19 protein-coding genes, 1 tRNA gene and 1 other annotated feature (1 of these 21 cut by a window edge) are annotated in these 21,797 nt (G+C 50.0%); of the genes, 7 read left to right on the top strand and 13 right to left on the bottom strand.

Annotation, left to right across the window (positions count from 1 at the left end):
* Positions 1–86 (bottom strand) — a binding site (T-box leader); it reaches 113 nt to the left of the window's first position.
* Between the two features lie 230 nt (positions 87–316).
* Positions 317–1,348: a hypothetical protein gene (locus ACI4N7_RS00950; RefSeq protein WP_439731494.1), complete on the top strand. Its 1,032-nt coding sequence runs from the start codon at positions 317–319 to the stop codon at positions 1,346–1,348.
* A gap of 122 nt (positions 1,349–1,470) precedes the next feature.
* Here the strand turns inward: ACI4N7_RS00950 and bioA are convergent, their stop codons facing one another.
* From bioA to ACI4N7_RS00920, 6 genes are all read right to left on the bottom strand, one after another.
* Positions 1,471–2,823 (bottom strand): adenosylmethionine--8-amino-7-oxononanoate transaminase, encoded by a 1,353-nt coding sequence (gene bioA, locus ACI4N7_RS00945; protein ID WP_439731493.1) that lies wholly within the window; start codon positions 2,821–2,823, stop codon positions 1,471–1,473.
* Positions 2,824–2,953: 130 nt separating this feature from the next.
* Positions 2,954–3,628 carry a dethiobiotin synthase gene (gene bioD / locus ACI4N7_RS00940; RefSeq protein ID WP_439731492.1) on the bottom strand — a complete coding sequence of 225 codons (675 nt, stop codon included), beginning with the start codon at positions 3,626–3,628 and terminating at the stop codon, positions 2,954–2,956.
* Between the two features lie 66 nt (positions 3,629–3,694).
* Positions 3,695–4,270 carry a biotin transporter BioY gene (locus tag ACI4N7_RS00935; RefSeq protein WP_439731491.1) on the bottom strand — a complete coding sequence of 192 codons (576 nt, stop codon included), beginning with the start codon at positions 4,268–4,270 and terminating at the stop codon, positions 3,695–3,697.
* A 181-nt stretch (positions 4,271–4,451) separates the two neighbouring features.
* Positions 4,452–5,759: an MFS transporter gene (locus tag ACI4N7_RS00930; RefSeq protein WP_439731490.1), complete on the bottom strand. Its 1,308-nt coding sequence runs from the start codon at positions 5,757–5,759 to the stop codon at positions 4,452–4,454.
* A 408-nt stretch (positions 5,760–6,167) separates the two neighbouring features.
* Entirely contained in the window at positions 6,168–6,998 is an 831-nt protein-coding gene (locus ACI4N7_RS00925; RefSeq protein WP_439731489.1) for a YitT family protein, read from the bottom strand.
* A 92-nt stretch (positions 6,999–7,090) separates the two neighbouring features.
* Positions 7,091–7,180: transfer RNA gene (locus ACI4N7_RS00920), tRNA-Ser, on the bottom strand.
* 258 nt (positions 7,181–7,438) lie between these two features.
* Between ACI4N7_RS00920 and ACI4N7_RS00915 the strand changes: the two genes are divergently transcribed.
* From ACI4N7_RS00915 to ACI4N7_RS00900, 4 genes are all read left to right on the top strand, one after another.
* A complete protein-coding gene (locus tag ACI4N7_RS00915) occupies positions 7,439–8,380 on the top strand; it encodes an AAA family ATPase (RefSeq protein ID WP_439731488.1) in 942 nt (313 codons plus the stop codon).
* Positions 8,381–9,397 carry a DUF58 domain-containing protein gene (locus ACI4N7_RS00910; protein WP_439731487.1) on the top strand — a complete coding sequence of 339 codons (1,017 nt, stop codon included), beginning with the start codon at positions 8,381–8,383 and terminating at the stop codon, positions 9,395–9,397.
* A complete protein-coding gene (locus ACI4N7_RS00905; RefSeq protein WP_439731486.1) occupies positions 9,394–11,763 on the top strand; it encodes a transglutaminase domain-containing protein in 2,370 nt (789 codons plus the stop codon). Before ACI4N7_RS00910 ends, ACI4N7_RS00905 begins: the two co-directional genes overlap by 4 nt.
* A 216-nt stretch (positions 11,764–11,979) precedes the next feature.
* Entirely contained in the window at positions 11,980–13,356 is a 1,377-nt protein-coding gene (locus tag ACI4N7_RS00900; protein ID WP_439731485.1) for a PhoH family protein, read from the top strand.
* Between the two features lie 148 nt (positions 13,357–13,504).
* On the opposite strand, the gene argH is transcribed toward ACI4N7_RS00900, so the two are convergent.
* Both argH and ACI4N7_RS00890 read right to left on the bottom strand, forming a co-directional pair.
* On the bottom strand, positions 13,505–14,932 hold the full coding sequence (gene argH / locus ACI4N7_RS00895; protein WP_439731484.1) for an argininosuccinate lyase: 1,428 nt from the start codon (positions 14,930–14,932) through the stop codon (positions 13,505–13,507).
* Positions 14,929–16,182 (bottom strand): argininosuccinate synthase, encoded by a 1,254-nt coding sequence (locus tag ACI4N7_RS00890; RefSeq protein ID WP_439731483.1) that lies wholly within the window; start codon positions 16,180–16,182, stop codon positions 14,929–14,931. Before ACI4N7_RS00890 ends, argH begins: the two co-directional genes overlap by 4 nt.
* Before the next feature lie 410 nt (positions 16,183–16,592).
* Between ACI4N7_RS00890 and ACI4N7_RS00885 the strand changes: the two genes are divergently transcribed.
* Positions 16,593–17,339, top strand: a complete 747-nt coding sequence (locus ACI4N7_RS00885; RefSeq protein ID WP_439731482.1) for a class I SAM-dependent methyltransferase — start codon at positions 16,593–16,595, stop codon at positions 17,337–17,339.
* 113 nt (positions 17,340–17,452) lie between these two features.
* Here ACI4N7_RS00885 and ACI4N7_RS00880 read toward each other — a convergent pair whose 3' ends face one another.
* The gene (locus ACI4N7_RS00880) at positions 17,453–17,701 is read right to left on the bottom strand and encodes a hypothetical protein (RefSeq protein ID WP_439731481.1); all 249 of its coding nucleotides are present in this window, start codon (positions 17,699–17,701) and stop codon (positions 17,453–17,455) included.
* Positions 17,702–17,858: 157 nt separating this feature from the next.
* Entirely contained in the window at positions 17,859–18,041 is a 183-nt protein-coding gene (locus tag ACI4N7_RS00875; RefSeq protein WP_439731480.1) for a hypothetical protein, read from the bottom strand.
* 302 nt (positions 18,042–18,343) lie between these two features.
* Between ACI4N7_RS00875 and ACI4N7_RS00870 the strand changes: the two genes are divergently transcribed.
* Positions 18,344–18,991 carry a TetR/AcrR family transcriptional regulator gene (locus ACI4N7_RS00870; RefSeq protein WP_439731479.1) on the top strand — a complete coding sequence of 216 codons (648 nt, stop codon included), beginning with the start codon at positions 18,344–18,346 and terminating at the stop codon, positions 18,989–18,991.
* A gap of 185 nt (positions 18,992–19,176) precedes the next feature.
* Here ACI4N7_RS00870 and speE read toward each other — a convergent pair whose 3' ends face one another.
* The 3 genes from speE to ACI4N7_RS00855 form a co-directional block, all read right to left on the bottom strand.
* Positions 19,177–20,034, bottom strand: a complete 858-nt coding sequence (gene speE, locus ACI4N7_RS00865) for a polyamine aminopropyltransferase (protein ID WP_439731504.1) — start codon at positions 20,032–20,034, stop codon at positions 19,177–19,179.
* Between the two features lie 4 nt (positions 20,035–20,038).
* Entirely contained in the window at positions 20,039–20,734 is a 696-nt protein-coding gene (locus ACI4N7_RS00860; RefSeq protein WP_439731478.1) for a DivIVA domain-containing protein, read from the bottom strand.
* Positions 20,735–20,860: 126 nt separating this feature from the next.
* Complete coding sequence (locus tag ACI4N7_RS00855; RefSeq protein WP_439731477.1) at positions 20,861–21,652, bottom strand: RNA-binding protein; 792 nt, start codon at positions 21,650–21,652, stop codon at positions 20,861–20,863.
* Between the last annotated feature and the right edge of the window lie 145 nt (positions 21,653–21,797).

Genomic DNA, 21,797 nt, shown 5'->3' with positions numbered 1-21,797 from the left:
TCCATAACCCGTCCGCACCGGCTTTCACCTTCCGCCGGCTCTCTGCTGCGTCTGTCTGCCATGTCCATCTGGTTCATCGCTTCACATGGGACTATTATAGCACCATTTTTTCTTCTGTCAACCGATAGAAGTTCACCGTAAAATCTGAAATACAGGGCTCTGTGAATCATGTATTTCAACATATTTTATGGTATGATAAATGAGAAAATTGTCTGTATGCAGCGTAAAGCGGCATTTCTACAGGGCTGTACGCCTTTGGAAATGCCGCCTTCCGCTGTCATTTCTCCACCGGTTCGCCGATCAAGGATGTGATGATTTGTCCATTTCAAAAGCTCAAAATCCCTGTTCCTGCTTCACTCCCGCCCATCTTGTCCTCATGATGGTCACTTTTTTCTATGTCTTTATCAACATCATGAGGCCGGAATACAAGCCTTTTTCCATTGCCTTCATTATCGCTCTTTTCATTTTCTATACCTGGAAAAGGATTCTTACCATCCTGATTACGGCAGTCATTGCCTTTGCCCTGATTACGTTTTTGCCCTTTCTGGCACCGGTGGCCTTTATTATCATGGTCATCATATTTCTGGCCCGCCTGGGATACATTATAGACAACTGGCGTCCTGTGCTGGCCGGATTTTATATGTACGGCATGGCGGCTTTCTTCGGAATGCAGTGGTATATTGACATCCCTTACCGTTATTTTCACCGGTACTTCTTTTCCATCAATCCACTCTATGCAGCAGCCATTGCCTTTATTGTCACCCTGGGTTTCCACCTGATCCTGCTTTGGCTGTACCATCACCATTACACTCTGAAACGGGCCATGCCGATTATGGGCGTAGCGCCTCTTTTAATCATTCTGCTCCTAATGCCCTTCATCAAAGCCATTGACGGCTTCGACGGCGGAGTAGACAGCACAGATACCCTGGATACTGATACTTCCGTAGATACGGTGGATACTCCTGCCGACGCCTACGATGTTACCCATCCTGATTATGTGGACACCCCCGGACATGATGCTTCCGATGCGCCAGGCGTCCATTATACACACGACTATTTCCGCACCGGTCCTGACGGAAGCCTGCAGCATGTAAACGGCTATGAAGCTACAAATCCTGACGGTATTGTGGAAAACAACTTCTCCTACCATGGCCATACCGCTGACGGAACCGCTCCCGATGCCGCCCCGGCGGAAGGCATTTCTGCGGAAACTGCAGACCATGCCATGGACTCCCTGGATGCCGCTGTTGACAAGAAACCTTCTTTTCTCCATGCCAGGGAAGACAATAAAAGAAAAAAGCCTGTCACTGTCAAGGAATTACTGGACAAATATGGTCATGTGAAATGAACCTGCCATGAAAAAGCCCCTTCGGCAAAATGCCAAAGGGGCTTTTAACTGCAGGATTGAAGGGCTTGGGGTCCGAGGCTCGATCCAGCCTGCGGGATTCAATTTTCCTGCCGCCGGTGTCTTTACTCTCCCAGTACGGCATGCACCGCTTCTGTACAGAGTTTGACTGCTTTATCCATATCCTTCCGCTCAATGGTCAAAGGCGGATTGAAATAGATAATATCTCCCATGGGGCGGAGAACCAGTCCCAGATCCATGGCTTTGCGGAAAATATGCCAGCCGATACGTCTGGATGGGTCGAAGGCTTTCTTTGTTGATCGATCTTCCACCAGTTCGATGGCATTAATCAGGCCGATATGCCGGATTTCTCCTACATTCTTATGATTTCCCAGCGCTTTCATCAGTTCTTCATGAAGATATTTTCCGTCTTCCTTCACCTTGTCCAGGATATGATCCCGTTTCATGATTTTCAGTACGGTAAGGGCAATGGCGCAGCCCATGGGATTTCCTGCGTAGGTATGGCTGTGGACAAAGGCTTTATGGGTGCCGTAGTCATCATAGAAGGCATCGTATACCTTATCCGTGGTGATGGTCATGGACATAGGCATGTAGCCTGCTGTCAGTCCCTTGGACGTGCAGAGGATATCCGGAGATACACCGGCATGTTCAATGGCAAATAAGGTGCCGGTCCTGCCAAAACCTGCGGCAATTTCATCATCAATCAGAAGAACGCCGTATTCATCACAGAGCTTTCTCAGCTTGCGGAGATATTCGGCCGGATAAATTCTCATGCCCGCAGCGCCCTGAAGAATCGGTTCCACAATGCAGGCCACCGTTTCTTTGCCGAATTTTCTGAAGGCTTCCTCAGCACTTTCAAAGCACTCCACGCTGCAGGTTTCCCTCGTTTTTCCATAGGGACAGCGGAAGCAGTCCAATCCTTTGAAATGGATATTATTCATGAGCATGGGATGGAATATTTTGGCATAAAGATCCATGGAGCCTACGGAAAGAGCACCGATAGTTTCTCCATGATAGGATTCCGGCAGGCACATGAACCGGGTCCTTTCCGGATGACCGGTCTGGTACTGGTACTGGAAGGCCATTTTCAGGGCTGCTTCCACAGAAGAGGAACCGTTGTCATGGAATGTGAACTTTGTTAATCCTTCAGGCAGAAGCGGTTCCAGCTCCCGGCACAGTTCAATGGCCGGCTTGTGGGTGAAATTGGTAAAAATCACATGCTCCAGTTCATCCACCTGTTTCTTCAGCGCTTCATTGATTTCCGGATTGCAGTGGCCCAGAAGATTGCACCACCAGGAGGAAATAATATCCAGGTATGCTTTTCCATGGGTATCATAGAGATATACCCCTTTGCCGTGATCCACGACCACCGGAGGAAATACTTCATTATCCTTCATCTGCATGGCCGGATGCCAGATGTATTTCTTATCTTCCGCTTCCCAGTTAATATCAGCCATTTTCATTCTCCTTTATTTCTATCGTCATTCCGTATTCTCTGCTCTATCTGCAGTCTGACAGAGGGTTCATCAGATGCAGAAGGCTGCTGCATTCCCTTCGGGACTGCTCTGCCTCGATTTTCCTTTTTCCTCACACCTCTTCATAGCAGGCTTCCAGCACCTTGGGATCACAGTGAAGAAGGGTATCTCCTTTTCTGACCCGGTCAATCACCTTGACTCCGGTGATTTCCTCAATCATCTTCACATTGTCTTCCTCCATGACGCCGCCCTTCCAGTTATTCAGGATGATGCCCCTGATGGGTATATGTCTGTTCCGGATATATTCGCAGGTGGTCACCACATGGTTGATGGTTCCCAGACCCGCATCTGCCACCACCAGCACAGGAAGATGGAGCCAGCCGATAATATCGGTCAGATAGTAATGCGCCTTTTCATCATGACGAATGGGGCAAACAATACCGCCGCTTCCTTCCATGGTGACATAGGGATATTTCTCCGTCACCCGTTTCCAGGCTTTGAGAATGACTTCTTTTTCCAGCGGATGTCCTTCCATCTGCGCTGCCAGGTGAGGAGATACGGCATGCTGATAAAGATAGGAAAGGATCATATCTTCCGGTTCATGAATATCAGCAAACCGGTTCACAAAGCCTGCATCGGACTCAGCCACCGTAGGCGCCCCGCTGATGGCTGCCTTGTAGTAGCCTGCGTCATATCCCGCCTGCCTCATGGTTTTCACGATAAGCGCCGTTACATAGGTTTTGCCGATATCCGTATCAGTGCCTGTAATAAATAATCCTTTACTCATTTCAAACTCCCCCTTGCAATAAAATAAGGAAGATAAGAAATTCTTCTTTCTCCCTTTTTATCCTGTTTATTCATGCAGTCCCAGTGCCTTCACCAGCCGTTTGGAAAGGAAGGCTGCCAGAACGCAGAGACAGATATCGCCCGGTACAGCCAGCAGGAAGCAGTACAGAATCACTGCCCATACACCGATGGTTTTCCCGATATAGAAATTGTTAATGAAATATACGTACACCATGCCGAAAAGGTACACCACAGCCAGGCCGCAGAGGTTGGCAAAAAGGACCCTGCCGAAAGACCAGGAGCCTGCCATTTCACGAAGTTTCCCCGTAAGCCATGCGCCTGCAATGAATCCCACCAGATATCCGAAGGTTGGCTGGAAAATATAGGAAGGACCGCCGCCTTCTGTAAAGACAGGAACACCTACCAGGCCAAGCAGTACGTAAAGGGCCACAGAAAGAGCTCCTTTCCTGCTTCCCAGAATCAGTCCTGCCAGAGTGGTGAAAAGGAGCTGCAGTGTGAACGGACACACCGGCACCGGAATGCGAATGAACGCCCCTATGGCGATAAGTGCAGTAAACAACCCGAAAAGAACAATTTCCCTGGACCTGCTCTGTCCTGCTTCCAATGCATTTTCCCGAACCATGTTCTCGCCTCATTTGTAAACTATTTGTTATTCTTTGTCCGTATACACGGTTTACATAAATATATGATATAACAACCCGCATTTTATTGCAACGTTTACAATATGTAAAGTAGGAAGTATTTTACTATAAAAGGACAAAAAAAGAGCTGTCATTTTATGACAGCTCTTGCAGGACAGGAAATCAGCGGATCACCGTACCCCTGGTATCCTTGATGAAAAGAAGCACATTCACTGCCGCTGCGACATAAACGCAGGACAAAAGGGCAAAGGCGGCGCTGAACCCGTGGGACTGCGCCAGAGCACCGATAATGGCAGGAGCAAATCCGCCAACGGCACGGCCTGTGTTAAAAATAAAATTCTGTGCAGTGGAACGGGCATCGGTAGTGTAATTTTCAGAAAGCAGGGTACCGTAGCCTGCCATCATGCCGTTGCAGAAGAAGCCGAGGAAGGCACCGCCGAAAAGAAGGGCAATGGGCGTGCCCAGATTGACATAGATGTAAACCATGGCTGCCGCACAGATATAGAAAATCAGGTAAGGCACCTTGCGTCCCAGGCGGTCGCAGAGGTAGCCGAATACATAAATGCCGGCAATCATGCCGATAACCGTGACAATCATCCAGCCGGACATGGATTTGGTGGTCAGTCCGTGTTCCTTGAGGAGAATCATGGGAAGCCATACCATAATGCCGTAGTAGCCGAAATTCTGCACACTGGTCATGACTGTGAGAGAAAGGGTGGTCACCGTCTTGGAAGGACTGGCAAAAAGATGGGCCAGCGGAAATTTCTTTGCCTCTGCCAGCTGTTCTTCTTCTTCCGCAGTCAGAGTCTCGCCTTCCGCCTTTCGTCTTGCCAGTTCCTTTTTCATTTCTTTGCGCTTCACCCACATGGGCGGTTCCTTAATGCCATGGCGGGCCCAGGCAGCCAGCAGGGCCGGAATAACGCCTACCAGGAAAAGGCCTCTCCATCCGTATTCCGGAAGGACAACGGCCGCCAGAACAGCTGCCAGCACTGCACCGGCCTGCCATCCCATGGCCACACCGGCAGTCGCTCTGGCCCGCTTGGCAGCCGGCCAGGTTTCCGATACAAGGGTCATGCCGATGCCATATTCGCCGCCCAGGCCCAGTCCGGCCAGGAAACGGAGAATATCCAGATGCACCACATTATCCGCAAAAGCGCAGGCACCGGTAAAGATGGAGAAAATAATGATTGTCAGCGAAAATGTATGCACGCGGCCGAAGTAATCGGCAAAAATACCGAAAAGATAGCCGCCCAGTACTGTACCAATCAGCGTGTAGGTTGCAATCAGCCCGCCTTCCCCTAAAGTCAGGCCGAATTCACTGACAATAGCCGCCATGGCGAAGGAAAGAATCAGCACATCCAGGCCATCCATGGCATAGCCGATAATGGATGCCCACATGATTTTCCATCGTTCTTTCCGTGTTACACCGGTTTCCTCAAATTCCAGCTCTTCCAAAGTTTTTTCCGACATAGTACCCCCTCACAGGTCTTCCAAAAGAATAAAAAACGGAACGCACCGATTTCGGCACAAATTGTCTTATTTTATAATAGGAATCTTCATTTGTAAAGAGGAAAATCTTCAAATACAGCAGGGAAATTGCATTTCGAAAACATCCATGTCATTACGATAGGAAGAGCTATGACACCATCGGGATCTGCGCCCTGAAGGACGATAGAATGACCGCTCCGGGGAGGTGAATCTCCTGCAGGCGCAGCAGTCATAGATTGCTTCAGGCAGTAAAAAACAACCGCACAAAGTGCGGTTGTACGATTTCTCTGCTGCAGGCAGCAGGCATACTTCTTTTCTGAATCAGTCATGAGCAGTCGAATCGGAAGAGCAGGAACACAGCTTCCGGCCATCATAGACTGCTCCGTCGGACTATTTCCCTTTCACCAGTCCTCCCTGCACTTCCTGCACATCAAAGACGGAGAGAAAGGCCGAAGGATCAATACCGTGGACCACCTGTTTCAGCTTGGTCACTTCCAGTCGGGTAACCACGCAGTACAGCACATCCTTATCATCCTTCAGGAAACCGCCCTGCCCGTGAAGGCGGGTCACTGCCCTGTGCATATCATGGACAATGGCATCGGATACCTTGTCGTAATCGGAAGTAACGATAAAAATGCCCTTGGAAGAATCCAGCCCTGTGGAAACGGCATCAATCATGCGGGAGCAGATGAAGTAGGCAATGAGGGAATACATGGCACTGTTCCAGCTGAAAACAAATCCTGCCGCTCCCAGTATGAAGAAGTTGAAGAACATGACGATTTCCCCTACGGAGAAGGATGTCTTATTATCCAGCCAGATCGCCACGATTTCTGTGCCATCTGTAGAGCCCCCGCTTTTGATGACAATGCCTACGCCGATGCCGATAATAATGCCGCCGAAAATGGTAGACAGGAAAGGATCCGTGGTTGCAGGCTTCAGTTCTTCGAAATAGGAAGAGCACAGCGACAGGACGACGATGGCATAGGTTGCCGACACAGCCAGCCCAGCCCCCAGCCGTTTATAGCCCAGATAAAAGAAGGGAAGGTTCAGTACCACAATCAGTATGGAAAAAGGAACACCCGTCAGTGCCTGTACCAGAAGGGATATACCGGTGACGCCGCCGTCAATGATATGATTGGGAATCAGGAAAAGGTTCAGACCTGCGGAATAAATAATGGCTCCAATGGTAAGCCCCAGTATTTTTCTTAAAATAGACAGCATGTCTATGTCTCTGCCGGCGATATGCATACAGCCTCTACAGCCTCCATCATAATATAAAAAAATCCGCGGTAAACGCCGCGGATTCGTTTTTCTGGCGGAAGGGATGGGATTCGAACCCATGAACCTCTCACGAAGTTAACGGTTTTCAAGACCGCCTCCTTCAACCGCTCGGACACCCTTCCATAACGTTATTATTATAGGGGAGAAGAGGGTGCGTTGTCAATGGCCGCCGAAGGCAGCTTCAACCCCCCCTCTGAGCCAGCCCGCTCTACAGGCGGAACCTGTGGTGTCCAGGGAGAAGAGCCCCGATGGCACCATGGACCCGGACCCTGGAGGTGCCTGAACCCGCCTGCTTCCGGAAAATACAGCTCCCTCAAAGCCCCCTTCCCTCAAGGAGTATAATAAGTAATATATTAAATTAAAAGAATTGAGGTATTTTCATGAATACAAAAGAAACAATTGACGCCATTCTTGCTGAAACGGAAAAAGCCGTACTGGGCAAGGATGAAGTGCTCCGCCGGATCCTGACAGCCATTCTGGCAGGCGGCCATATTCTGATTGATGACATTCCCGGTGTGGGGAAAACCACCATTGCCGTGGCATTCACCCATGTGCTGGGGCTGGACTACAAACGCATGCAGTTTACGCCGGATGTGCTTCCATCCGATATTACCGGCTTTTCCATGTATGATAAAAATGCCGGCACCTTCCGTTACGTCCCCGGAAGCGCCATGACCAATTTCTTCCTGGCCGATGAAATCAACCGGGCCTCCCCGAAAACCCAGTCTGCCCTGCTGGAAGTCATGCAGGAAGGACGCCTTTCCGTAGATGGAAAAACCTATGCCGTTCCCCAGCCTTTTATCGTCATGGCCACACAGAACCCCTTCGGTTCTTCCGGCACCCAGGAGCTTCCTGAATCACAGACTGATCGCTTCATGATCCGCATTACCGTAGGCTATCCGGAAAGAGAAGATGAAATCCGCATCCTCTCCGGCGAAAGAGAAAATCCTGCCGAAGGCCTGTCTGCCGTCATTACACCCCAGGACCTTCTGAACCTGAGAGCAGAGGCCTCCCGCATCCATGTAGAAAACAGTCTTTATGGATACATGGTAGATCTGTCCCGGGCCACCAGAAACCATCCCGATATCCGTCTGGGCGTATCTCCCCGCGGAACCATGGCCCTTGCCGCCATGACCCGGGCCCATGCCCTTATGGAAGGCCGCTCCTATGCAACGCCTGATGATGTAAGTGCAGTGGCTCCCTATACCCTGGGGCATCGCATTTCCCTTACAGGAGATGCCCGATATAATGGAAAAACGGCGGAGTCCGTTCTTTCCTCTATCCTCTCCTCTCTGCCCCTGCCATCATTGAAGGAGGAGTAAATGGGCCGTTTCTACTACATTTTTCTCCTTTTCATCGCTTTTTTTCTGATGGTCATTTATGATCTCTACGATGCCTTTTTCCTGGCAGTGGTACTCGTTCTTACTCCCTGCATTCTTTATTTTCTCTGCCGTCAGGCAGGGAAAAAAGCGGACTGCACTGTGGGATCTCCTTCCCATATAACGAGAGGGGAAAAGGCGGAGATTTCAGTTTTTCTGAAAGGTCCTTTCCTTCCTTTTCTTTCCTCTCTCGAAGTGCTTCTGGACGGAGCGCCTTACGAATCCTATGAAGAACGCAGGGACGGCATCGTTTTTTACTTTACCCGGGACATACTCCACTGCGGGCGGTATTCTCCCGGCAAAATCACCTTTTCCTGGAAAGACCCTTTCGGTCTTTTTCATTTTCAAAAGGAAATGCCTTCCTCCGCCTTCCTGGTGTACCCTCGCCGGATCGGCACGTATCAGGCCGCTCTGGCTTCTCTCCGCCGCATTGCAGGCAGCGAGGATGTGGAGTATTTCGGCGCCACGGAATACAAGCCCGGCGACAATCCCCATCTGATCAACTGGAAAATTACTGCCAGGAAGGACCAGGTCTATGTGCGGGATTCCTATCCTGCAGGCAGTGATAAAATCATTCTGGCTGCAGACTACGAAAGGAACGAGAATCTGCGGGACATTGTAGGAGATGCCCTTCTGTCCGCCGGACTGGCTCTTCTATCTGCCCGTGTTCCCTTCCGTTTTGTATTTACTACTGAAAAAGGGCCCGCTTTCCAAACCATCCGCACCCGGGAAGACTGGCAGGATGCCGTTTCCGGCTTCCTGCGGGCAGGAAGCGCACCGGCCCTGATGGGCGCAGCCCTTTCTCCCTATATTCCTATCTGTTATATTACCGGAAATCCGAATCCGCCCCTGCCTCCTGAACTGTCTCCGGCCATCTGGTGCGCCGCCGACGGAGCCCGGGGAGCTGCTCTTTCCGGCAGAGACGCCATTTATCAGGCACTGGGAGGAAACAGCAAATGACAAGAATGCATTTTCTTTCTGCCCTTCTGACTGCGGCCGGTGCCGCCGGAACCGTTTCCCTTCTCTTTTCCTACTGGAGCAGTGACACCTTTCTTTTCGGTGCCCTTTCCTTCCTTCTGGTTATGGCCGGAAGCCTGGTTCTCTCCGCTCTTCCTGAAAAGCGGCGTTTCCCTCTGCTGGCTCTGATCTTCTTCTGCCTTCTGGCAGGACTTCTGCTGTTTAAATCTGCCATGCAGGACAGCTTCACTGCTCTTTCCATCCCCTTTCTGACCACACTGAAAGAGCCCTACGATGTGGACCTGGTACTGCCCCGCCCCGTTCCGGGAGCCAGTCCAATGGCCGCCGAGATTTTTCTTCTCGCTCTTCTGTCCTGGTTCTTTCTGTGCGGACTTCTTTCCAAGGCCGGAGCCGTCCTCATTTCCCTTCTGTCTTTTGTCTTCCTTCTTTTAGGATTTTATTTCGGAATCAATCCTCCGCCCCTGGCCTTTGCCCTGTCCGGCGCTTATATGATTTCTCTTCCCGCCCGCCTGAAAGGCGGAGAAACGGGCCATCCCGAAATCCCCGCTTTCCTGTCCGCTCTGGTCATAGGGATTCTTCTTTCCCTTCTGGTGCCTGAAAGCCGCTATGAGCAGCCGGCTTTCTTTTCCAGAATGCAGGAAGAAATCGTATCTCTAGTCGATCCCTACGATCCTGTCTTCCATGCAGGAAATGCCTACACAGGCATGATGAAGGGCACTGCCGGAAGCCAGAAACTGGGCAATGTAAACGGCATCCGTTATTCCGGCCGGATCATTGCGGATATTGAATCCTCCCATGTTTCCCACCGTCTCTATCTCCGCAGCTGGAGCGGCGGGGACTACCGTAACAACCAGTGGAAAGATCTGCCCGACAGCAGCTATGACAGCGTTCGGGAATTATTTGAAAAGAACCAGGGCGAATGGTATGACCAGGGCGCCTGGCTCATGGAGGTCATCGCCCGAAGCCCTGCCCTGTCTCAAAGCCTCTCCAACTATATGGATGACGATAAGACCGTGGAAGGATTGAAGAAAGAATTTTCCGTGGATGCCGTGTACGAAAAGACACGCTTCTTCCTTCTGCCCTATGACACCAGCTTCGGAGCTCCGCTCTTTGCATTTGACCGCTCCCCTGTAAGCAGAGAGGGAAAGGCCTACAGCACATATCTGTGGGATCTGCCTGCCGGCAGCCTGCTTTCCATGATGGCCGGAGAAAGTATAAGCGATCCCTATTACCGTACTTACCTGGGTGCAGAAAAAGAGTACCGCCGCTTTGTATACAGCCATTATCTGGAAATCCCGGACTCCGTAAAGGAAGGGCTTGCCGCCCTTGGCCCTGTCAGCCCAGTCCGCACGCTGTCAGAAAAAAGGCAGCGGGTGGATGAAATCCGCCGCTTCCTTGCCGAGAATTACACTTATACCACAAATCCGGGAAAAACACCGGAAGGTAAGGATTTCATCACCTTTTTTCTTACGGAAAACAGAAAGGGCTACTGCACCGCCTTTGCATCTTCCGCCGTCATGCTTCTCCGGGCATCCGGCATTCCTGCCCGCTACGCAGCCGGTCTGACTGTAGGGCCTGAGGAAATCAACGGAGCCCCTGTTTCTGAAGATGGGCTTCATCAGTACAGTGTCAATGACCACCATGCCCATGCCTGGGCAGAAGTCTATGTGGACGGCCTGGGCTGGCGCCCTGTGGAAATGACGCCGGGCTATGATGGAACAGACAACCCATTCCCCGTTCCTGCTGACAAGCAGAAAAACGATACCGGCGCTCCCGATGCACCGCTGGATGAAAAAGATAAAAACCGGCAGCCCTCGGAAAAGCCGTCTTCGCCTGAAACCTCTCCGGAGCAGAATCCCGGACAGTCCTCTTCCTCTGACCGCCAGCCCGGGACAGGCAATCCGCCGAAGCTGCAGCAGCCTGATACGGTGCCTTCCAAAGGCACTTCCTTCCCCGGAGGTCTTTTGGCCATTCTTGTCTTCCTCGCCGTTCTGACCGTTACTGTCATCTTCCGTATCCGTACGGCTCCAAGGTATATTGCCAAAGGTCCGGAAAGCAAAGAAACGTTCAACCGTCTGCTGGACTATTCGGAAAAGCTGTCCCGCTATGCAGGAATTTCTCCGGCCGGCAGCTATGAGGAAAGGAAGAAAGCCTTCCTGAAGGATCCTCGCTTCCAGGGATTTGACCGGCTCATTGATATGCTGGTGAAATCTAAATTTTCCGGTGTCCCGCTGACAGTGGAGGAGCGGAAAGAAGCAGCCTCCATCATTGCAGAAGCAAGAAAGAACTGCCTTGCACAAATGAACCTGTCGGAAAAAATCCGTTTCCTGCTGGTGCATAAGCTTTGACTTCCGCCATGCCGTTGAAGACGCAGCCTGCACCCGGTTACCGGCTCTTTCCAATCAAAAACGCCTCTCCCAGCGGTGAGGCGTTTTTGATTGGAAATGCTGTTTCCTTAAATTTCTGTTTTCCTTGATTCTTTCTTGACAGTCTCATGGTATGATAAAGGTAGAAAATCCATACCGGATCAATTCCTTCAGGCAATGCTTCCCAAGGAGGTCATCATGAAGAAAACCTATGTCGTGGATACCAATGTACTGGTGCAGTCTCCCTATGGACTGTATGCATTTGAAGAGAACGAGGTCGTCATTCCTCTGGTGGTAGTGGAAGAACTGGACGGTCTGAAAAAGGCGGAAGGCGAAAAAGGGGCGAATGCCCGCACAGCCATCCGCCTTTTAGACAGCCTGCGCCAGCGGGGCAATCTCCTCACCGGCGTTCCCATACAGAACGGCGGAACCGTCCGTGTAGAGACAAACTGCGTGAACGTACCCCTGACTCCGGACCTTCCGCCAGATGAATCGGACAACCGGATTCTGATGGTATGCAGAGGGCTCCAGGATCAGGACCCCTGCCGGGAAGTGATACTGGTTACCAAGGACATTGTCCTTCGCATCAAGGCTCAGCTTCTTTCTCTGAAGGCCGAAGATTTTGAAGCGGAGCAGGTATCCAGAAAGGACGCCAACTATACCGGCCGGGGACATGCCTTCATCCCCCAGGGCGAAGTTGCTGATTTCAAAAGCGGCGGGGTTTCTCTGTCCTCCCTGTATATGACTGACGAAAACGGAAATCCTCTTCCCCTTTCCTTTACTGAAAATGAATTTTTCCTTCTGACTCCCGACGAATCATCCGGACAGACCCTCCTGGGGCGGGTGGAAAATCAGCGCATGGTGCCTCTCCGCTACCGGAAGCAGCATCCCTACGGCATTACGCCCCGAAATGCAGGGCAGTACTTTCTCCAGGAAGCGCTCATGGAAAGTGCGGAAAAAGCTCCCCTTGTCATTGTAAAAGGCATGGCCGGCACGGCAAAGACCTTTTATTCCATTGCTGTAGGCCTGGAAAAAGTATTCAATAATCCCACCGGCGAATACCGCCGCATTATCGTTTCCCGCCCCAATGCCCAGTTCGATGATGATATCGGATTCCTGCCCGGCACGGAGCAGGAGAAAATTTCGCCCCTCATGCGTCCCGTCATAGATGCCCTGGAGCAGCTGCTGGACTCTGATGAAGCAGGACGGTATGAAAATGAATCCCTTCTCCGGGACAAGGTGCAGGAAATCTTCGACCGGGACATTATAGAAACGGAAGCCCTGAATTTTATCCGGGGCCGTTCCATTGTAAAAACCTACCTTATCATTGACGAGGCCCAGAACATCACCCCCGGCCAGGCCAAGGGCATCATCACCCGGGCCGGCAGGGGCACCAAAATTATCCTGCTGGGCGATCCTCAGCAGATTGACCGGCCTTTTCTGGATGAGCGGACCAACGGACTTTCCTATGCTGCCAAATGCATGAAAGGCAGTCCTCTGTGCTGGCAGATTACCATGAGCCGTGAGGAATGCGAACGGTCAAAACTGGCTATGGATGCCGTGCAGAGATTGTAAGTTTTATAGAAACCCGGTTATACTGCCGGTACATCAATCCCTTCCTGATTGACAGTCCGTTTTACGGCACAGGAAAAAGCCCCCGCGAAAGCAGGGGCTTTTTCCTGTGAAATTGTCTATACCAGGCGCAGTACGCCATGGCTTCTTTTTATCCCAGGAAAGCCATGGATTCTTTCCAGAGGGCAGCCTTTTTCTTCATGGCTGCCACTGCTTCTTTCCCGTGGGTTTTCTGGCGTTCCACGGACATAGGTCCCGTACCGCCGTAGCTTTCACGATTTTTCACGCAGTTTTCTATTTTCAGCGCATCCATAATATCTTCTTCAAAGAGAGGGCTCATGGATTTCAGTTCTTCCATGGTCAGATCATGAAGAACTTTATGGTGTTCGATGCAGTAATGTACTGCACTGCCCACTACCGCATGGGCCTGACGGAAAGGGAGCCCCTTCTTGGCCAGATAGTCTGCCATATCGGTCGCATTGGAGAAATCATGCTCCAGTACTTCCCTGGTATGCTTTCCATTCACTGTCATGGTGGAAATCATGCCGGCATAAATATCCAGCGCAAAGTAAAGCGTATCGATGGCGTCAAAAACGCCTTCCTTATCTTCCTGCATATCCTTGTCATAAGCCAGGGGCAGGCCTTTCATCACCGTGAGAAGGCCCATGAGACTCCCATAAACTCTTCCTGTCTTGCCGCGGATGAGTTCGCACATATCCGGATTTTTCTTCTGGGGCATAATGGAGCTTCCTGTGGAGTAGCCGTCGTCCAGTTCAATGAACTGGAATTCGCTGGTGCTCCAGTAGATAAATTCCTCAGAAAGCCTGGACAGGTGCATGGCGCAGATCGAGGCAAAGGAAAGGAACTGGAGCAGGTAATCCCTGTCAGATACAGCATCCAGGCTGTTTCCGTACACTTTGGAGAAATGGAGATCCTCCGCTTCTTCCAGTGGATTGGTGGGATAGGTGGTTCCTGCCAGCGCACAGGCACCGATAGGAGACATATCCGCCATGTCATAGCATTCTTCCAGACGCTTGAAATCTCTTTCCAGCATGGCGAAGTAGCAGAGCATGTGATGGGCAAAGAGCACCGGCTGCGCACGCTGCATATGGGTGTAGCCCGGCAGAATCACATCTTTGTATTTTTCCGCCGCTCCCAGAAGGGCTTCTTCCACGCCGATCAGCTTGTCTGCTATCCTTCCCATCTGCCGCTTCATGTACATATGAAGATCCAGGGCACACTGGTCATTCCGGCTTCTGGCGGTATGGAGTCTTGCACCGGCATCGCCGATATCATCGGTGAGCCGTTTTTCCACGTTCATGTGGATATCTTCCAGTTCCACGGAGAAGGGAAACTTTCCTTCATCGATTTCCTTCTTGATTTTCGAAAGACCTTCTGTGATTTTCACCCGGTCTTCTTCTGAAATGATGCCGTGGCGGGCCAGCATTTTCGCATGAGCTTTCGAGCCTGCGATATCTTCTTTATACATCCGGCAGTCATAGGAAATGGATGCGTTGAAATCAAGGGCATTTTTTTCCTCCGCTTTCGTAAAGCGTCCGCCCCACATCATATCACTCATTTTGCATTCTTCTCCATCATGAGGGCCCGGATGGTGAGCGGCAGGCCGAAGAGGTTGATGAAGCCTTCTGCATCTGCCTGGTTGTATACATCATCTTCGCCGAAGGTGACAAATTCTTCATTGTACAGGGAATAGGGGCTTTCAGCGCCATGGGACATAATATTGCCCTTGTAGAGGCGCAGGGTAACCTTGCCGGTAACTGTTTCCGAAGTCTTGTCGGCAAAAGCCTGCAGTGCTTCACGGAGCGGTGCAAACCACATGCCGTCATATACCAGTTCGGAATACTTCACAGCAGCCACTTCCTTGAAGTGGAAAGTAGCCCGGTCAAGGCACAGTCTTTCCAGTTCTGTATGGGCATAGAAGAGAATGGAGCCGCAGGGGTTTTCATAAACGCCGCGGGACTTCATGCCTACCAGTCTGTTTTCTACCAGGTCATCAATGCCGATGCCGTTTCTTGCGCCGATGGCATTCAGTGTATTGACCAGTTCCACGCCGTCCATCTTCTTGCCGTTGACAGCGGTGGGCACGCCTTTTTCAAATTCAATGGTTACCAGTTCATCCTTGTCGGGAGCATCCTCCGGATCGCAGGTCACCAAGTACATATCCTTGTGAGGCGCATTGGCCGGATTTTCGAGGTCGTCCCCTTCATGAGACAGGTGCCACATATTCCAGTCCATGGAATAGGGATATTTCTGAGCAGCCTTTTCTTCATCGGTCTGCTTTTCATCATATTTATCAATAGGAACGCCATGGGCTTCCGCATATTTCATTTCATCTTCTCTGGACTTCATATCCCAGATTCTCCAGGGAGCAATAATCTTCATATGCGGTGCCAGTGCTTTGATGGTCAGTTCAAAACGCACCTGGTCATTTCCTTTACCTGTAGCACCGTGGCAGATAGCATCTGCGCCGTACTTTTTTGCCATATCAACCAGGCATTTGCCGATCAGCGGACGGGCAAAAGAGGTGCCCAGCAGATATTTGCCTTCATACCGGCCGTCTGCCTTCAGCACATTGTAGGCATATTCTTCAATAAATTCCTTGCGTACATCCAGTGTTTCCGCAACGGAAGCGCCGGAAGCCAGTGCTTTTTTATGGATAGCGTCAAAATCTTCCGGCTGTCCCAGGTTCACTGTGCATGCAATGACTTCACAGCCATAATTTTCTTTCAGCCAGGGAATGATGACGGAAGTATCCAGTCCGCCGGAATAAGCCAGAACTACTTTTTTTACATTTTTTACATCAGCCATAGGAATGCCGCCTTTCTTACCATAATATAGACAATTTCATCTGCCCTTCACGGGGGCTTTTTCTTACGATGTGATAATTATACAGCTCATTGCATAAATGTGCAATAGGTAAATTGAATATTTTTCACTTTTCTTTCATTTTTATTCTCTGTATATAGATTTTATCCTGTATTTACCGTATATTTCTGTATTCTGAAAAAAATAAAATTTCTTTTTACTTTATGCAGAATATACAAAAAATTGCAAAAAATGAAGAAAAAAGACGAACAGGCCCTCCCATCCAAAAGTTCCCGCACCGGGAAAAAGCGCTTCTTACGCCTGTCCCGCTCCCTCATCAGCCCTATCTCCCTGTACTGATTTCAGCTATAATAAGGAAGGAGATGAAACATATGACAAAGGAGGCTGCAAAAATGAAAGTACAAGTTAAGAATCCTTTTCCTATCCACCTCAGTCCTAAAACGGAGGGATACCTGCTCAACGCCATGAATCTGTGGAATACTCCGCTCTCCCTCTGGGGTCTGTCTCTCGTTTCCATAGCCGAGGATGCGGAAATCCTTGACATCGGCTGCGGAGGCGGCATTAACCTGGAGCGGCTGCAGAAAAAGGCGCCCAAAGGCCATGTATCAGGCATAGATTCGTCCTTCCGGGCGGTAGATTACGCCTACCGGCTGAATGAAAAGGCCATTCAGGAAGGTCGCTGTTCCGTCTGCGAAGGCTCGGCTGATGTGCTTCCTTTCCCGAATCAGCACTTCGACTTTATCCTGGCGGAAGAAACCTTTTATTTCTGGAAGGATCCCGCTGCCTGCCTGAAGGAAATCCTCCGCGTGCTGAAGCCGGGCGGCCGTTTTCTCATCCTTCATTCCAAAGGGGGCAGTCCTCTTCACCGGATTTATGAAAAACTGATTCCCGGCATGAAGGTATACAGTAAAAATGATCTGAAAGAGCTTCTGGAAGAAGCAGGCTTCCGTGACGTTACCATCCACAGCCGTCTGGGTGCCCTGGCAGTAGAGACCACAAAGCCGGTGACTCCGCTGGATGCAGCCCGAAAGAAGCTGCACCTTTCCTCCATTCCCTACGGGAAGCTTACCGCCGCAGCCATCAGCGCAGCAGCACTGGGACTGGCTGCCTATGGAGCATCCAGAAAATACCATCAGTAAATGACAGCGACAGGCTGCCTGCCGCCGATGATTGTCTGTATCTTCTTTCTGCAGAAGAATGTGCAGACGCAATCATAGAATTCGATTTCTTATGCATTTTATTCCATGCGTCCTTATAGAAACCTTAGAATGTCCTGATTTTTATAAACAGTTGATTTCCCAGCCTTGAACAAAATGCAGAAATGAGATAAACAGCCCATGGTGCCGTGTTTCCCTGCACGGCGCCATAGATCTGTCTGATGGCGGAAACTCACGGCAGAAAAGCGATAAATGATCTCTTTTTTTGGCCTGTTATACCTGCCACGCATGTTTTTGAAGCTGGGCAGAAAGATAAATACCGATTTAGCCCATGCTTTCTTCATTTTTGCATTCTGTTTCTATAAAATTCAACAAATTCTTCCTCATTTTTACAATTTCCCATTGACTTTTTTCTTGCATCAGGGGTACAATTAAATACGTTCTAAAATCTATCTTTTAGCTTTTAGGACAGGAATGTTTTTACATTCCAAAGGTATTCTCTTACGGCGGTTTCTGCCCCAAAGGAATCCGCTGCTCCTCCCGGTCTGTTTTCATCACTTCCGGAAGAAGGCCCGGTTTTCCTCCGCCGGAGAGAAGACGAAGGAGCAGGATTCCCCTAAGTCCTGCTCCTTTCCTTTTGGGAAAATGAGAACTTATCCGCCCCGCCGGAATTTCTTCTCTCAATTATGGGAAGAAAAATTTTTGTCATTATCTCTGTTTAAAAAATATTCGACTGCTTGAAAAAGCATTATTTCCTGTAAGCTTCCATTTTTTCCCATGAATCCTGCCTTTTTCTCATTGAAAAATTTATTTTCCCATTCTCCCGTCAATCGTAAAAGTATTTTGTGTTTGACAATAGGGTGGAATGTCTTTTATAATAAATTAAGTCAGGGGCATTTTAGGTATGTATTATGTATGTATATACGTATTTTTATTAGGGGAAAAGTGAGGTATATATTACTATGTCCGAAAAAAGGGCAGTCCATATGAAAGGGATCAGGAATCAGATTCTCAGAACTGCTGAAAACCTGTTCCTCACCCAGGGATACAAGACGACAACAATCCGACAGATTGTACAGGATTCCGGAATCACCTCCGGCAGTATCTATAATATTTTCGAAGACAAAGAGCACCTGTTTTCCGCTTTAGTCGATGAATTTCTTTCTGATGCCAAGGTACGCGTTGACAAAGCCCTGGCCGGCCAGCCTGCAGAAAACAAACTGGTAGGCCTGTTAGCCATGGAACTTTACTGCGTAGAAAAGAACCCCATTGCCCGGGAGCTGATGTTCGCATTTCATACATCGCCTTTCCTTATGGAAAGCGTGATCAAACGTCATTCCACGCTGGCAGAAGAAGTATGGAATGCCAGAAGACACCCGCGCAATTCCAGGCTGTCCACGGCTATCCTCATGGCAGAAGGAACCGTATCATCCTACGTCATTTCCTTCGATTTCTCCCAGAAGCTGGATTATGCGGAAATCCGCAAGAAGGTCATGTTCTGCATCCTGAAATCCATGGGGCTGGAGACCAGGGAAGCCAATCGTCTGATTCAGTATATGGAAGAAAATGAAGCACTCTGGCTGGAGCTGGCTGGCCAGGTACTGAACCATTCCAAAGATTCCATTTCTGAGTGATGAAATACAGCATAATAAAAGCACCGATAAATAGACAGCCTATTTCCCGGTGCTTTTTATATTCTTTTAAAAAGACCGCTGCAGAGAAATCAAAATTCTCCGCAGCGGTTTTTTATGCCTGTAAGACGGAACTTTATATTGAAACGGAAATCAATCAGTGCTTTCCAAGTTAAACATGATCTTTCCTAAAAGGAAAAATGCCCCTTGTAAAGCAGTTCTTTGATGAAATTGGGCAGGACAAAGCAGCTTTTCTGGATATGGCTGTTATAGTATTTCATCGGCTCCGGCGGGTCTTTCCTCGGTTCCGCCGTCAGCGGATCATATACCTTGGAAGCCAGCATGAAAGAATGCATGCAGGCCGGATAGATAGGCACATGGGAATAATACATGCGCACAATGGGGAAAACATCCCTCATGGCTTCAAATACATCATGTACGGTCTTCTCCTGCACAATGGGGGATTCCGTCTGCTGTACGATGAGCCCGTCTTTCCGGAGGGCCGCAAAGGCGCTCTGGTAGAAATCTCTTGTGAAGAGTCCTTCCCCCGGCCCGATGGGGTCAGAGCAGTCAATGATAATGACATCATAGTAATCCTTCACGTTTTTGGCAAAGGCAATGCCGTCCCCCACATGGACGTGAAGCTTTTCCGGTGGATTCCGAAGCACAGTGGAAATAGTAGGGAAATACTCCTTGGAAAGCTCGATAACCCTGCCGTCAATATCACAGAGATCCACCCGGGTGACACAGTCATGCCGGCATACTTCTCTGGCTACGCCGCCATCGCCGCCGCCGATAATGAGCACCCGTTCCGGATGGGGATGGAGCATGAGCGGTACGTGGGAAATCATTTCATGATAGGTCCATTCATCCTTGACGGATGTCTGAAACACACCGTCCAGAATCAGAAGCCTGCCGTACTCCAGGGTATCGGCAATCTGAATATGCTGGAAGGGAGTCTGCTCTTCATGGACCATCTTTGAAATCTTCAGGGTGAGCCCCAGATTTTCATTGGCCCACTCAGTGACGCAGTTTTTTTCTTCCATAGGCTTATTCCCTGTTTTCTTTCTCTTCTCCGGCATTTTCTTCTTCTGCCGGTTCTTCTCCGGCTGCTGTAGCAGCCGCTTCTTCAAAAAGATTGCCGCCTGCAGGAGCCTCTGCCTGTTCGGCTTCTGCCGGTGCCGCTTCTTTTTCTTCATCCTGCGGTGCGGGAGCAGCGGCTTCTTCCTCAGTTTCTGCAGCTTCTTCCTTTACTTCTTCCGTTTTCTTCGGCATGCCGTTTTCTACCGGCTGCGGAGCCTGTACAGCTTTAGCGGATTCAATGAGGGAAAGGGCAGACTTGAAGTTGGAAAGCAGTTTTTCGATATAAAGGTTCATATCGCCTTCCGTCTTCAGCAGATCTGCATTCATCTTGCGGCGGGCAGCCTCTGCATCAGCCACGATTTTATGAGCTTCATTCTGTGCTTCCCGGATAGACAGCTCTGCTTCCTTATGAGCGTTTTTCTTCACATTGTCTGCGGTTTCCTGTGCCATGACCAGGGTATTGGACATGGTTTCCTCCATTTTTTCATAGTTGCGGAGCTTGGTACGGATGGTATCCATTTCTTCTTCCATCTCGCGGTGTTCCCGGTAAATCCGTTCATAGTCCTTGGCCAGTTCTTCCAGGAATGTATTTACTTCATCCTGTGCATAGCCGCGGATCTGGCGGGAAAATGTTTTGTTGTGTATGTCCATTGGTGTAATCATGCTGACTGTCTCCTTTGAGATATGTATTTAAATGATGAAATACAGGGGCGTTTCCTGTTTTTCCTGTGCAGGCGTCCTTTCATACGAGAGGGCAGTGCCCCAGCATAAGCAGGAAAAAGCTCCGCTCTATTTATACCTGTATATGAGCAGGCCTGTACGCCCTTTACGGCTCATGCCTGTCTCTTCCTTGATTTCAATGCGTCCTCTTCCGCGGATGCTGATAATGTCTCCCGCTTTCACCGTCTGGGACGCGCTTTTGGCGGGCTGCCAGTTCACTTCTGTTCTTTCATCTTCCACAGCCTGTACCATTTTGGAGCGGGAAATGCCAAAGCCAGCGGCTCCTACCGCATCCAGACGGAGGGAAGCCACGGTAGCCCGCACTTCCTTGGCTGTCTGCTTGGGCGGCTCAATGTCGGAAAGGGGAATCTCTTCCACTTTCACAGGCACCATGGCTACTTTCCTGAAATTATCCATAAGCCATTCTTTCATGGCGCTGTCTACCACGACCTGGCAGCCGGCTCCCTGCATCAGGATATCTCCCAGCACGGAACGATCAATGCCCAGTCCCATGAGGGATCCAAGCACATCCCGGTGGCCTACCAGACGGTATCTCCCATCCCAGGTCACGGAAAGCAGGCTTTCTCCAAAGTCCACGGGCCCGTCATAGTCTTCCCGGGAAAAGGCTATACGCACCCTTTCCGCTTCATGATAGCCGCCAAAGGCGGAGGATTTCACGGTTTTCATATGGGCCGCAATGGTTTGTCCGATCTGCCGCGCAAATGGGGCCATAAAGGGACCCACTGCAAAGGGACGTCCCCGGTCCACGGAGTCCGCCAAATCCAGAAGCCGCATGGCCATGTCTTTGGACTCTTCTCCGGAAGCCGCAAAATAACGAAGTATCTTTTCTCTATCCTTCATTCCATCCTCTTTCCTGTCTCCGGGGAAAGGCTGATTCATCCATCATGGATTATCCTTTCCCTATGATTTATATCTGGAATACTCCCATAAAGGAATCAGTATTTCCCCGGCACTGACAGGAGCAGGAGAAACAGAATTCCATGAT

Source organism: Dialister sp. (assembly GCF_051885895.1).
In the GTDB taxonomy this organism is placed as follows: Bacteria; Bacillota; Negativicutes; order Veillonellales; family Dialisteraceae; genus Dialister.
Note: the sequence above shows the minus strand (reverse complement) of the source record. Positions and strands in the feature narration are given on the sequence as shown.

Bases quoted from the DNA above. Each gene is read 5' to 3' on its own strand.
- bioA (WP_439731493.1), bottom strand. From the start codon at position 2,823: ATGGCTGATATTAACTGGGAAGCGGAAGATAAGAAATACATCTGGCAT.
- bioD (WP_439731492.1), bottom strand. From the start codon at position 3,628: ATGAGTAAAGGATTATTTATTACAGGCACTGATACGGATATCGGCAAA.
- ACI4N7_RS00935 (WP_439731491.1), bottom strand. From the start codon at position 4,270: ATGGTTCGGGAAAATGCATTGGAAGCAGGACAGAGCAGGTCCAGGGAA.
- ACI4N7_RS00930 (WP_439731490.1), bottom strand. From the start codon at position 5,759: ATGTCGGAAAAAACTTTGGAAGAGCTGGAATTTGAGGAAACCGGTGTA.
- ACI4N7_RS00925 (WP_439731489.1), bottom strand. From the start codon at position 6,998: ATGCTGTCTATTTTAAGAAAAATACTGGGGCTTACCATTGGAGCCATT.
- ACI4N7_RS00915 (WP_439731488.1), top strand. From the start codon at position 7,439: ATGAATACAAAAGAAACAATTGACGCCATTCTTGCTGAAACGGAAAAA.
- ACI4N7_RS00910 (WP_439731487.1), top strand. From the start codon at position 8,381: ATGGGCCGTTTCTACTACATTTTTCTCCTTTTCATCGCTTTTTTTCTG.
- ACI4N7_RS00905 (WP_439731486.1), top strand. From the start codon at position 9,394: ATGACAAGAATGCATTTTCTTTCTGCCCTTCTGACTGCGGCCGGTGCC.
- ACI4N7_RS00900 (WP_439731485.1), top strand. From the start codon at position 11,980: ATGAAGAAAACCTATGTCGTGGATACCAATGTACTGGTGCAGTCTCCC.
- argH (WP_439731484.1), bottom strand. From the start codon at position 14,932: ATGAGTGATATGATGTGGGGCGGACGCTTTACGAAAGCGGAGGAAAAA.
- ACI4N7_RS00890 (WP_439731483.1), bottom strand. From the start codon at position 16,182: ATGGCTGATGTAAAAAATGTAAAAAAAGTAGTTCTGGCTTATTCCGGC.
- ACI4N7_RS00885 (WP_439731482.1), top strand. From the start codon at position 16,593: ATGAAAGTACAAGTTAAGAATCCTTTTCCTATCCACCTCAGTCCTAAA.
- ACI4N7_RS00880 (WP_439731481.1), bottom strand. From the start codon at position 17,701: ATGAAGAAAGCATGGGCTAAATCGGTATTTATCTTTCTGCCCAGCTTC.
- ACI4N7_RS00870 (WP_439731479.1), top strand. From the start codon at position 18,344: ATGAAAGGGATCAGGAATCAGATTCTCAGAACTGCTGAAAACCTGTTC.
- speE (WP_439731504.1), bottom strand. From the start codon at position 20,034: ATGGAAGAAAAAAACTGCGTCACTGAGTGGGCCAATGAAAATCTGGGG.
- ACI4N7_RS00860 (WP_439731478.1), bottom strand. From the start codon at position 20,734: ATGATTACACCAATGGACATACACAACAAAACATTTTCCCGCCAGATC.
- ACI4N7_RS00855 (WP_439731477.1), bottom strand. From the start codon at position 21,652: ATGAAGGATAGAGAAAAGATACTTCGTTATTTTGCGGCTTCCGGAGAA.